At 60.4% G+C, this 12146-nt stretch carries 13 protein-coding genes; 6 read left to right on the forward strand and 7 right to left on the reverse strand.

Annotated features, from left to right (window positions below; all coding sequences use genetic code 11):
• Nucleotides 1-123 precede the first annotated feature (123 nt).
• Complete coding sequence (locus tag BM416_RS09055; RefSeq protein ID WP_027604548.1) at nt 124-564, reverse strand: PA3611 family quorum-sensing-regulated virulence factor; 441 nt, start codon at nt 562-564, stop codon at nt 124-126.
• Nucleotides 565-743: 179 nt separating this feature from the next.
• On the opposite strand from BM416_RS09055, the gene BM416_RS09060 reads away from it, so the two are divergent.
• The 3 genes from BM416_RS09060 (at nt 744) to BM416_RS09070 (ending at nt 2804) form a co-directional block, all read left to right on the forward strand.
• Nucleotides 744-1463 (forward strand): tRNA-uridine aminocarboxypropyltransferase, encoded by a 720-nt coding sequence (locus tag BM416_RS09060; protein WP_092487503.1) that lies wholly within the window; start codon nt 744-746, stop codon nt 1461-1463.
• Between the two features lie 252 nt (nt 1464-1715).
• The gene (gene erdR, locus BM416_RS09065) at nt 1716-2366 is read left to right on the forward strand and encodes a response regulator transcription factor ErdR (RefSeq protein WP_092487505.1); all 651 of its coding nucleotides are present in this window, start codon (nt 1716-1718) and stop codon (nt 2364-2366) included.
• A gap of 75 nt (nt 2367-2441) precedes the next feature.
• Nucleotides 2442-2804, forward strand: coding sequence for a diacylglycerol kinase (locus tag BM416_RS09070; RefSeq protein ID WP_065938722.1), 363 nt, complete (start codon nt 2442-2444; stop codon nt 2802-2804).
• A gap of 3 nt (nt 2805-2807) precedes the next feature.
• Here the strand turns inward: BM416_RS09070 and BM416_RS09075 are convergent, their stop codons facing one another.
• Nucleotides 2808-3734, reverse strand: a complete 927-nt coding sequence (locus tag BM416_RS09075) for a LysR family transcriptional regulator (RefSeq protein ID WP_175539047.1) — start codon at nt 3732-3734, stop codon at nt 2808-2810.
• Nucleotides 3735-3858: 124 nt separating this feature from the next.
• Between BM416_RS09075 and fpr the strand changes: the two genes are divergently transcribed.
• Nucleotides 3859-4638, forward strand: coding sequence for a ferredoxin-NADP reductase (fpr, locus tag BM416_RS09080; protein WP_003172178.1), 780 nt, complete (start codon nt 3859-3861; stop codon nt 4636-4638).
• Between the two features lie 54 nt (nt 4639-4692).
• Here the strand turns inward: fpr and tsaA are convergent, their stop codons facing one another.
• The 5 genes from tsaA to rimO form a co-directional block, all read right to left on the reverse strand.
• Complete coding sequence (gene tsaA, locus BM416_RS09085; protein WP_092487511.1) at nt 4693-5388, reverse strand: tRNA (N6-threonylcarbamoyladenosine(37)-N6)-methyltransferase TrmO; 696 nt, start codon at nt 5386-5388, stop codon at nt 4693-4695.
• A gap of 3 nt (nt 5389-5391) precedes the next feature.
• Nucleotides 5392-5853: a YehS family protein gene (locus tag BM416_RS09090; protein ID WP_027604540.1), complete on the reverse strand. Its 462-nt coding sequence runs from the start codon at nt 5851-5853 to the stop codon at nt 5392-5394.
• A gap of 69 nt (nt 5854-5922) precedes the next feature.
• Entirely contained in the window at nt 5923-6633 is a 711-nt protein-coding gene (locus BM416_RS09095; protein ID WP_092356391.1) for an rRNA pseudouridine synthase, read from the reverse strand.
• A gap of 71 nt (nt 6634-6704) precedes the next feature.
• A complete protein-coding gene (locus BM416_RS09100) occupies nt 6705-7178 on the reverse strand; it encodes a GNAT family N-acetyltransferase (RefSeq protein WP_092487514.1) in 474 nt (157 codons plus the stop codon).
• Between the two features lie 100 nt (nt 7179-7278).
• On the reverse strand, nt 7279-8619 hold the full coding sequence (gene rimO / locus BM416_RS09105; RefSeq protein ID WP_005785474.1) for a 30S ribosomal protein S12 methylthiotransferase RimO: 1341 nt from the start codon (nt 8617-8619) through the stop codon (nt 7279-7281).
• Nucleotides 8620-8908: 289 nt separating this feature from the next.
• Between rimO and BM416_RS09110 the strand changes: the two genes are divergently transcribed.
• On the forward strand, nt 8909-10810 hold the full coding sequence (locus BM416_RS09110) for a potassium transporter Kup (protein WP_092487517.1): 1902 nt from the start codon (nt 8909-8911) through the stop codon (nt 10808-10810).
• A 126-nt stretch (nt 10811-10936) separates the two neighbouring features.
• A complete protein-coding gene (locus BM416_RS09115) occupies nt 10937-12043 on the forward strand; it encodes an NADH:flavin oxidoreductase/NADH oxidase (protein WP_092487520.1) in 1107 nt (368 codons plus the stop codon).
• Nucleotides 12044-12146: the final 103 nt, after the last annotated feature.

Below are 12146 nucleotides of genomic sequence, written 5' to 3' on the forward strand. Positions count from 1 at the left end.
CTTGATCATGGGCCGAAAAACCCTTGGCTGGCAACCGCTTATTGGTCACTCGACAGGGAGTTCAGCTGACTGCTGGGAAGCGTGCGCGCTACTGGGCAGCAGCGCGCGAAGGGCAAGCGAGGATTACTTTTTCTTCTTGGCGGCAGCCGGGGCCGGGCAATCCGCTTCCACGAATTTCACCGATGCCACAGGACGATTGGTCTTGTTCTCGGTGATTTCATAGCGCATCACTGCGCCCTTGGCCATCAGCTCGCGATAACCTTTGTTCAGGCATACGCTTTGCCCCAGCTGGAAGTAAACCGCCTTGGGGTTGGCGCGCATCTGTTCGGCGCGATCAGGCAATACGCTGAGGTGATCGATCAGTTGCATGCCCTCAACGGTGTAGGCCACTTCCAGGGTTTTTTCGTCGATTTCCCGGGGCAGGTCCTTGTTGCTTTCAGTCGCGACGCTTTGCAGCTTCCGGTTCATTTGGGCCTCCAGCAGCGAGGCCGCCTGGGCGCCCACGGGCAGTACCAGCGCAAGTGCGATGGATGGGGCGGCAAGACGCAGCATGGAACGCAGCATGAAACTCTCCTGATTCGGTTACTGGTGCATAGACCAGCCACTGCGCTGTGCGTTCAGTGGCGCGCAATTATAGGTGACCCCTTGCCACTACAGCCAGGCGTATCGCTGGTAAACTGCGGTCACTTCAGCCTTCCACGAGTTTTCTCCGTGTCGATCTACCCCTCTGTACGGCGCATCCGATGAGCCACGCCGTCTCCCGCCTGCGTACCCAGCGACTGGCACGCGCGATCAAGCCCTTCGTCAATCGAGGCTCCCGTGCCGAACGCTGCCCCGGCTGCCGGGTCATCCCCGAGTATTGCCTGTGCGCCTGGCGCCCCCAGGTCGAGGCCAGGTCCGCCATGTGCCTGCTGATGCACGATGTCGAACCCATGAAACCCAGCAACACCGGTTGGCTGATCGCCGACGTGGTCGAGGACACCACGGCATTCGCCTGGTCGCGCACCGAAGTCGACCCGGATTTGCTCACCCTGCTCGCTGACCCGCAGTGGCAGCCCTATATCGTGTTCCCCGGCGAATTCGTGGCGCCCGAGCGTGTTGTCAGTACCGTGGCGGTGGCAGAAGGCAAGCGCCCGCTGTTCATCCTGCTGGATGGCACCTGGAGCGAAGCGCGCAAGATGTTCCGCAAGAGTCCCTATCTGGAGCATCTGCCGGTATTGAGCCTGGCGCCTGAGCAGCTTTCGCGCTACAAACTGCGCCGCTCCAAGCGTGATGACCATTTCTGCACCGCCGAAGTCGCCGCCCTGTGCCTGGAGCTGGCCGATGACGCCGCTGCAAGCGAAGTGCTGGACGCCTACCTCGACGTATTCAGCACCCATTACCTGGCCGCCAAGTTCCAGCTGCCACTGGACCCGACCGACAGCGTCCATACTCGTCTTGCACCCTATATACCCGTGCTATAGCCAGACGATGTTTGCATGATGGCACCGTAAACCTGCACCCCGCTAAAATGCCTAGGGGCGTAGTGCTTGACCCCCCAGGCTGCGCTGGGCATGCTGAGCGCCGATTGGGGTGCAACCGTGAGTTTTCGACGTCGTTCCAAGTGCTTTTGACGTTGAACGTACCCTGTGGCGATAGCTGCCTGGCCGTCGCCTTGTGTATTGGTGAACCCCGAACCCATCGGGGCTACCATAAAAAACAGGATCATTTAATCAATGGCCACATACGAAATCCTGATAGCCGATGACCACCCGCTGTTTCGCAGTGCGCTGCATCAGGCCGTGACCCTGGGCCTTGGCCCCGACGTGCGCCTGGTTGAAGTGGCCAGCATTGCCGAGCTGGAAACCCGCCTTACCGAAAAATCCGATTGGGACCTGGTGCTGCTCGACCTGAACATGCCCGGCGCCTACGGTTTCTCGGGGCTGGTGCTCCTGCGTGGGCAATACCCGCAGATCCCCGTGGTGATGGTCTCTGCCCAGGAAGACGCCGACGTGGTGGTGCGTTCCAAGGAGTTTGGCGCCAGTGGCTTCATTCCAAAGTCCAGCGCGATGGACGATATTCAGAAGGCCGTGCGTGCAGTGTTGGACGGTGATGTGTCCTGGCCGCCGCAGGCATTTGAACACATCAACGTGTCCGACGAAGCCAAGGCCGCCCGTGATGGCTTGGCCAGCCTGACGCCCCAGCAGTTTCGGGTGCTGACCATGGTCTGCGAAGGTTTGCTGAACAAGCAGATCGCCTATGAGCTGAGTGTGTCGGAAGCGACCATCAAGGCGCATGTCACGGCAATCTTTCGCAAATTGGGGGTGCGCACGCGGACCCAGGCGGCGCTGCTCTTGCAACAACTTGAGTCAATTGCTCAGCATTAAGTTGTTACCGATTCACGCTTTTTTGACTTTGCGTGATCTAGTTTCCCCACTTCTTTGGTTCAGTTACCTACGTCTATGTCGCCTTTCAAGGGTCAAACCGGTCTCAAACGTATCTTCAATGCAGGGGGCTATTCCCTGGATGGCCTGCGCGCGGCTTTCACCGGTGAGGCGGCGTTCCGTCAACTGGTGTTGTTGAACGTCATCCTGATCCCGCTGAGTTTTTTCCTGCACGTCAGCCGTGTTGAGCGGGCGCTGCTGATTGCGGTGTGCCTGTTGGCCTTGATCGTTGAATTGCTCAATTCGGCGGTAGAAGCGGCGATCGACCGTATTTCCCTCGACCGCCATCCTTTGTCGAAAAACGCCAAGGACATGGGCAGCGCCGCGCAATTCGTGGCGCTGACCATGATCACCCTGGTGTGGGCCGTGATCCTGATCTGACGATCAGGCAATGCTCGGCAGCACGATCTCGTCGCTGCGCTGAACCCCGGCGGTGAAGGTGCGGCACAGCTCCAGGAACTCGCGCATGGCCGAGGTCTGGTATTTCTGTTTATGCCAGATGAAGTAGAACTGCCGGGCCAGGTCCAGGTCCGGGGTTTCTACCGGCACCAGGCTGCCACGGCGAAATGCATCGCGCAGCGCCAGCCGGGAAATACACCCAATCCCCAAACCCGATTCCACCGCCCGTTTGATCGCCTCGGTGTGCTCCAGCTCCAGGCGGATATTCAGCGCGCTGCGGTGATGGCGCATGGCCTGGTCAAAGGTCAGGCGCGTGCCGGAGCCTTGCTCCCGCAGGATCCAGGCCTCATGGGTCAATTCTTCCAGGGTGGCCACGCCGTGTTTGGCCAAGTGGTGCTGAGGCGCGCAAAACACCACCAGCTCATCTTCCACCCAGGTTTGCACCTCGATATCGGGGTGGCTGCAGTCGCCTTCGATTAGACCCAGGTCAATTTCGTAGTGCGCAACCTGGTGCACGATATTGGCAGTGTTCTGCACATGCAGCTTCACCTGGCTTTCCGGGTGCTGCTGCATGAAGCTGCCGATCAGCAGGGTGGCCAGGTAATTGCCAATGGTCAGGGTAGCGCCGACCGCCAGGGAGCCGAAGCCGGACTTACCGTTGAGCAGGTCTTCGATCTCCTTGGCCTGATCCAACAGTGCCACCGCTTGGGGCAACAGCTGATGGCCCAGGGCGTTGAGACTCAGGCGTTTACCGGCGCGGTCGAATAATTGGCAGCTGGATTGACGCTCCAGCTCGGTAATCGAGGTGCTGGCGGCGGATTGAGATAAGGCCAGAAGGCCAGCAGCGCGGGAGACGCTTTCCTGCTGGGCGACGGCGACGAAGACTTGCAGTTGACGGAGAGTAAATCGCATATCGATATAACCGATAACCCTTATCTTAATAATCCAGTTAACAGATATTGTCGCCGCCATTAGAATGCTGTGCAATTGCGCACTTCATCTTTGGCGCAGACCCATTTCCAGGAGTCCCCCGTACATGAGCAACATGAACCACGAGCGTGTCCTCAGTGTTCATCACTGGAACGACACTCTGTTCAGCTTCAAGTGCACCCGCGATCCGGGCCTGCGCTTCGAGAACGGTCAGTTCGTGATGATCGGCCTGCAACAGCCCAACGGCCGCCCGCTCATGCGCGCTTATTCCATTGCCAGCCCTAACTGGGAAGAGCATCTGGAGTTCTTCAGCATCAAGGTGCCGGATGGCCCGCTGACTTCACAATTGCAGCACTTGAAGGAAGGCGACGAGATCATCATCAGCAAAAAACCGACAGGCACCCTGGTGCTTGACGATTTGAAGCCGGGCAAACACCTCTACCTGCTCAGCACCGGTACCGGCCTTGCTCCGTTCATGAGCGTGATCCAGGACCCGGAAACCTACGAGCGCTTTGAAAAAGTGATCCTGTGCCACGGCGTGCGCTACGTCAACGAAGTCGCTTACCGCGAATTCATCACCGAGCACCTGCCGCAGAACGAATTCTTCGGCGAGGCCCTGCGTGAGAAGTTGATCTACTACCCGACCGTGACCCGCGAGCCATTCGAAAACGAAGGCCGCCTGACCGACCTGATGCGCAGCGGCAAGCTGTTCAGCGACATCGGCCTGCCACCGATCAACCCAGAGGACGACCGCGCCATGTTGTGCGGCAGCCCAAGTATGTTGGACGAGACCAGCGAAGTGCTGAACAGCTTCGGCCTGAAGGTTTCGCCGCGGATGCGTGAGCCGGGTGATTACTTGATCGAGCGCGCGTTCGTCGAGAAATAACTGCGGTAAAAAATGTGGGAGGGAGCAAGCCCCCTCCCACATTGGGTTTCCGGTTTATCCCGCTGGCACCACTTCCAACACACAAATCATCCCGGCCTCTGGATAGTGCCAGCGCACATCCACATCCCAGAACTGCGCCCCGTATTCGCGTTCAGGCCCCGGCGTCTGGTAGGCCGGGCGTGGATCCTGTGCCAGACACTGATCGATCAACTCCACCAACGGCTCCCCAAGGCGCTGGGCGTGGCCTTGTGCCTGCTGCAGTGCGCTCTTCAGCCACTGCACGGGAATCAGCTGCGGCGCACCACTGGCGATGCTGTTGGTGGCTGTGTCGATGATGTCGGCGTAGGGCACATACGGCTTGATATCCAATACCGGGGTGCCATCGAGCAAATCGATTCCGGAAATCCATAGCCGGCCCGGCTCCACCCTGTCCAGCTTGACCACTGATTGGCCAATCCCGTTGGGCCGATGAGTCGCGCGGGTCGCAAACACGCCCATGGACGTGTTGCCGCCCAGGCGGGGCGGGCGCACTTTCAGGCGGGGCTTGTCTTCCAGGGCCTGGTGAAACAGAAACAACAGCCACACGTGGCTGACCTGCTCCAGGCCCTGTACCGCCTCGCCCTGGTCGAATGGCGCCACCAACTCCAGCACGCCCCGCGCGGCAGGCGCCAGTTGCGGTTGGCGCGGAATGGCGAACTTCTCCTTGAAGCAGGAGCGTACGAAACCGACCGGCGAGACCTGGTAACCCATGGCTTACGTGCGAACCCGCAGCGTCAGGCCCTTGAGGAAGTTACGCAGCAGCTGGTCGCCACAGGTGCGGTAGTTGGTGTGGCCGAACTTGCGAAACAGTGCGCTCAGCTCAGGCTTGGACACCGGGAATTCGGCAGCCTTGAGGATGGCGTGCATGTCGTCCTCTTTCAGTTCGAAGGCCACACGCAGTTTCTTGAGGATAATGTTGTTGGTCACCGGGGTTTCGATCGGCTGCGGCGGACGGCTTTCGTCCTTGCCGCGCTTGAAAATCACCAGGCCATCGAGGAAGTGGGCCATGACCTCATCCGGGCAGAACACAAAACCCTCTTCCTCGTCTTTCTTGAGGTAAGTCAGCAGGTCTTCCTTGGTCACGTCCATGCCGCCGAGCTTGATAAGCTCGACCATCTTGTTGTCGCTGATGTCGAGCATGTAGCGCACGCTGCGCAGTACGTCGTTGTGAATCATGGTGGGCAATCCTGGTTTTCAACGGTGGGCGCCGCCGGATGGGGCGGTGCCTGGAAAGGGGGAGGCTGTTTAGAACTTTTCTTTGCCGGACAGATAACGCCATTGGCCAACCGGCACTTTGCCGATGGACACGCCGCCGATGCGAATGCGGCGGATCGCGACGACTTTCAGGCCAACGGCTTCGCAGAACAGGGCGATCACGCCTGGTTGCGGGTTTTTCATCGCAAATCGCAGGCGATTTTCGTTCTGCCAGCTGGCTTTTACGGCTGGCAGCTCTTTGCCTTTGTAGGTCAGGCCGTGGTTCAGGCGGTTGAGGCCGTGGGCAACCATGTCGCCTTCAACCTCCACCACGTATTCCTGCTCGATCTTGGCGGCATCGGCGGTCAACTTGCGCAGAATCTTCCAGTCCTGGGTAAACACCAGCAGGCCGCTGGCCTTGGCTTGCAGGTCGGCGCTGGCGGTCAGGCGCAGGAAGTGGCCCTTGAGCGGACGCTTGCTGAAGCGGTGTTCCTCCGAGAGGGTTTCGGCGCTGATCGAGGCCATTGCCGTCTCGGCATCGACCCCGGCCGGGGCGTGGAACAGGATGGTCACCGGCTCTGGCGCGGTGGCCTTGGCCTCTGGGTCCAGTTCGACCTTCTGGGTGGTGATCTTGAATTGCGGTTCGTCGATCACTTCACCGTCCACCGAGACCCAGCCGCCTTCGATAAACAGCTCAGCCTCCCGACGGGAGCAACCGACCAGTTCGATAAGGCGTTTGGAGAGGCGTATGGGGTCAGTCATGACAAGGGCCGTAACAAAAGGGGGCGGCTATTGTACCTGTGTGGCCGCGGTTAATCCCGGCCCCATTTCATTTAGCCCTGACGGGCGTTTTGTTGTTGCTGGCGCAAGCGCAGGTGCAGCAACGGATAAGGCTGGCCCAGGCCGTCATGCTCGGTGCGTCCGATCACTTCGAAACCCTGCTTGAAATAGAACCCCAAGGCTTGGGGATTCTGCTCGTTAACGTCGAGTTCTTCGGCGTTCATGTGCTCGATTGCATAACGCAGCAACTGCCGGCCGAGGCCCTGCCCGCGGTATTGCGGGTCGATAAACAGCATCTCCACCTTACCGCACGCCACCCCGGCAAACCCGGTGATGCGTTGGCGCGAGTCACGGGTGCAGATCAGCATCACCGAATCCAGGTAGCGGGTCAGCAGCAGGTTTTTCAGCAATACGATGTAACTGTCCGGCAAAAAATCATGGGTGGCCCGCACCGAAGCCTCCCATATGCGCGCCAGCTCCGCGTAGTCGCTGGTTTTAGGTGTGTGGATAACCGAATGCTGACGCATGCCCGCTGCCCCTTGCGATGATTGGCGCTGATGGGCAAAACGATAGACCTAAAAAAGCCCCGCATCTTGTCCAGAAGCAGGGCTTTTCAAGTTTTTTTGATCAGTCGCGCTTTTCAGCCCACAGATCGTACTCATCAGCGTCGGTCACCGTGCACCAGACCTTGTCACCCGGCTTCAAGCCGCTGGCATCGTCGATAAACACGTTACCGTCGATTTCCGGTGCATCGAAGAAGCAACGGCCGACTGCGCCTTGCTCGTCGACTTCGTCGATCAGCACTTCGATTTCCTTGCCGATACGCAGTTGCAGGCGCGCCGAGCTGATTGCCTGTTGGTGCGCCATGAAGCGCTCCCAACGGTCCTGCTTGACGTCGTCCGGGACCACGGCCAGGTCCAGCAGGTTGGCCGGGGCACCTTCCACGGGCGAGTACTGGAAGCAACCCACACGGTCCAGTTGCGCTTCGGTCAGCCAGTCCAGCAGGTACTGGAAGTCTTCTTCGGTTTCGCCGGGGAAGCCGACGATGAAGGTCGAACGGATGATCAGCTCGGGGCAGATCTCGCGCCAGTTCTTGATGCGCGCCAGGGTCTTGTCTTCGAAGGCCGGGCGTTTCATGGCCTTGAGCACTTTCGGGCTGGCGTGCTGGAACGGGATGTCCAGGTACGGCAGGATCTTGCCGGCGGCCATCAACGGGATCAGCTCGTCCACGTGCGGGTACGGGTAGACGTAGTGCAGGCGCACCCACACGCCCAGGCTGCTGAGGGCTTCGCAGAGTTCGGTCATGCGGGTTTTCACCGGCGCGCCGTTCCAGAAGCCAGTGCGGTATTTCACATCGACGCCGTAGGCGCTGGTGTCCTGGGAGATCACCAGCAGCTCCTTGACGCCGGATTTGACCAGGCGCTGGGCCTCGTCAAGTACGTCACCCACCGGGCGGCTGACCAGCTTGCCGCGCATCGACGGGATGATGCAGAAGCTGCAGCTGTGGTTGCAGCCTTCGGAAATCTTCAGGTACGCATAGTGACGCGGGGTCAGCTTGATGCCTTGAGGCGGTACCAGGTCGATCAGCGGGTTGTGATCCTGGCGCGGCGGCACCACGTCGTGCACGGCATTGACCACCTGCTCGTACTGCTGCGGGCCGGTCACGGCCAGTACGCTGGGGTGCACGTTGCGGATATTGCCTTCTTCCACACCCATGCAGCCGGTCACGATGACCTTGCCGTTTTCCTTGATGGCTTCGCCGATCACTTCCAGGGACTCTGCCTTGGCCGAGTCGATAAAGCCGCAGGTGTTGACCACCACCACGTCGGCGTCCTGGTAAGTGGACACGACGTCATAGCCTTCCATACGCAGTTGCGTGAGGATGCGCTCGGAATCGACGAGCGCCTTCGGGCAACCCAGGGAAACAAAGCCAACCTTGGGGTTGGCTTTTGCGATGGTGGTGGACATGTCTAACCTCGGTATTGAATGACGCCGCCAGTCGGGCACGACAGGGCTGCGGACGGGCGCTTGCTGCGCCTCTGATCAAAAAGTGCGCAATTCTAGCGACGGGCAACGCACTTGACCAGCTTTATGCAGGGAAATGCGACGAGTGCTGCGCTATGCTTCGCGCCGTTGCACACGGGTAAAACCCTTGGGTCAATAAAACGTCTGTTACGAGAAGTAAAACAGCGCATGCTAGGGTCAGCTTAGACGCGCTGTTTATAAGAGACCTCAGGTCAAAGGGCAGGAGTGGTTGATGGGTCAGGCAAGTAGTCAGGCAGCAGGTGCCGAGCATTCCAACGCAAAGCCGATCGGCATGCTGGTGGCAGCGGTCGGGGTGGTTTACGGCGATATCGGTACCAGCCCGCTCTATACCCTCAAAGAGGTGTTCAACGGTGGTTATGGGGTGCAGGTCAACCATGACGGTGTGCTGGGGATCCTGGCGCTGATCTTCTGGTCGTTGATCTGGGTGGTGTCGATCAAGTACATGCTGTTCGTGCTGCGCGCCGATAACCAGGGCGAAGGCGGCATCATGGCCCTGACCGCGTTGGCGCGAAGGGCGGCGGGGGAGCGCAAGAAGTTGCGCAGTTTCCTCGTGGTGTGCGGCCTGTGCGGTGCGGCGCTGTTCTATGGCGACAGCATGATTACCCCGGCGATTTCGGTGCTGTCGGCCATTGAAGGCCTGGAACTTGCGTTCGACGGCCTGGAAAAATGGGTGGTGCCGATCGCCCTGGTGGTGCTGGTGGCGCTGTTCCTGATCCAGAAGCACGGTACCGACCGCATCGGCAAGTTGTTCGGGCCGGTGATGGTGACCTGGTTCCTGGTGTTGGGTGCTCTCGGTGTGTATGGCATTACCCTGCACCCTGAAGTGCTCAATGCCTTGAACCCGATGTGGGGCGTGCGTTTCTTCGAGGCCCACCCTGGCATTGGCGTGGCAATCCTCGGTGCGGTAGTGCTGGCGTTGACCGGTGCCGAGGCGCTGTATGCCGACATGGGCCACTTCGGCCGCAAGCCCATCGCCCGCGCCTGGTTCATCCTGGTGTTGCCGGCGCTGGTGCTCAACTATTTCGGCCAGGGCGCCATGCTGCTGGGCGACCCGGAAGCCGCACGCAACCCGTTCTACCTGTTGGCGCCGAGTTGGGCGCTGATCCCGCTGGTGGTGTTGTCCACCCTGGCCACGGTGATTGCGTCCCAGGCGGTGATCTCCGGTGCGTTCTCGTTGACGCGCCAGGCGATCCAGTTGGGTTATATCCCGCGTATGCATATCCAGCACACCTCAAGCGCCGAACAGGGCCAGATCTATATCGGTGCCGTGAACTGGTCGCTGATGGTCGGCGTGATCCTGCTGGTGCTGGGTTTCGAGTCCTCCAACGCACTGGCGTCGGCCTACGGCGTGGCGGTGACGGGGACGATGCTGATGACCACCATCCTGGTGTCGGCAGTCATGCTGTTGCTGTGGAAATGGCCACCGATTCTGGCCGTGCCGGTCCTGGTCTGCTGCCTGTTGGTGGACGGGCTGTACTTCGCGGCCAACGTGCCGAAGATCATCCAGGGCGGCGCCTTCCCGGTATTGGCGGGGATTGTGCTGTTCGTGCTGATGACCACCTGGAAGCGCGGCAAGCAATTGTTGGTGGACCGCCTCGATGAAGGTGGCCTGCCGTTGCCGATCTTCATCAGCAGCATCCGCGTGCAGCCGCCGCATCGCGTGCAGGGTACCGCGGTGTTCCTTACCGCGCGCCCGGACGCCGTGCCCCATGCGCTGTTGCACAACCTGTTGCATAACCAGGTGCTGCATGAACAGGTGGTGTTGCTGACAGTGGTCTACGAAGACATCCCGCGTGTCCCGGCCTCACGGCGCTTCGAGGTGGATTCCTACGGCGAGGGGTTCTTTCGCGTGATCCTGCATTTCGGCTTTACCGATGAGCCGGACGTCCCCGAAGCGTTGAAGCTGTGCCATTTGGACGGCCTGGATTTCAGTCCGATGCGCACCACGTATTTCCTCAGCCGTGAAACCGTCATCGCCTCCCGCATCAAGGGCATGGCTCGTTGGCGCGAAGCGTTGTTTGCATTCATGCTCAAGAACGCCAACGGCAACCTGCGGTTCTTCAAGCTCCCGGTCAACCGAGTGATCGAATTGGGCACCCAGGTCGAAATGTAAGCCTGCGCGGTACGGGAGCCGGCAATCGGCTCCCGCTTTACGTCTGAACCCTGTGCAATCCACGGTTGTCGACTAGGCTCTAAGCACTGTTTGAATAGTGCCCACAGACCCCAGAAGAGGTGCGCCATGAGTCAGCTGCTCGAACCCTATACCCTGCGCCAATTGACCCTGCTCAACCGTATCGCCGTGTCGCCGATGTGTCAGTACTCAAGTGTCGATGGCCTGGCCAACGACTGGCACCTGGTCCACCTCGGTAGCCGCGCGGTCGGCGGCGCCGGGCTGATATTCACCGAAGCCACCGCCGTAACCGCCGATGGCCGCATCACGGCCGAAGACCTGGGCCTGTGGAACGACGAACAGATCGAGCCCCTGCGGCGCATCACACGGTTTATCGCCGCCCAGGGCGCGGTGGCGGGCATCCAGCTGGCCCATGCCGGGCGCAAGGCCAGCACCCACCGCCCATGGATCGGCAAGCACGGCAGCGTCAAGCCGCAAGACGGTGGCTGGGTGCCGGTGGGACCGTCGCCGATTGCCTTCGACCCGCAGCACACCCAACCCAAGCCATTGGATGAGGCGCAGATCCAGCAAGTGATCGCCGATTTTGTCGCCGCCGCCAGGCGCGCCCTGACCGCCGGTTTTGAAGTGGTGGAAATCCACGCCGCCCATGGTTACCTGCTGCATCAATTCCTCTCGCCCATCAGCAACCAGCGTCAGGACCGGTACGGCGGCTCCTTCGAGAACCGTATCCGCCTGGTGCTGCAAGTGACCGAGGCGGTGCGCGAAGTCTGGCCCCAGGAGCTGCCGCTGTTCGTGCGGGTGTCGGCCACCGACTGGGTGGAAGACGGCTGGAACCCTGATGAAACCGTGGAGCTCGCGCGCCGTCTCAAAGACCTGGGCGTGGACCTGATCGACGTGTCCTCCGGTGGCACTGCGGCCAACGCCGAAATCCCCACCGGCCCCGGTTACCAGACGCGCTTTGCCGAGCGTGTACGCAAGGAATCGGGCATCGCCACCGGCACCGTCGGCATGATCACCGAACCGGCCCAGGCCGAGCACATCCTGCGTACCTGCCAGGCCGACATCATCTTCCTGGCCCGTGAACTGCTGCGTGACCCTTACTGGCCGTTGCATGCCGATGATGATCTGGGCGGGCGCAAGGCTATTTGGCCGGCTCAGTACCAACGAGCGACCCACCGGGACCAACCGATTCATGAGTCTGACTTGAGGGATTGATCTTGCGTCGGCGCCCTTGAAACCCACCTTGAACCGGTGGGTTTTTTTTGCCTGCTGCTGTGGGATGGAGTTGTAGGTATTTGTTACCGAAGTGATTTTTTAA

The organism is Pseudomonas sp. NFACC42-2 (genome assembly GCF_900116055.1).
GTDB lineage: Bacteria > Pseudomonadota > Gammaproteobacteria > Pseudomonadales > Pseudomonadaceae > Aquipseudomonas > Aquipseudomonas marginalis.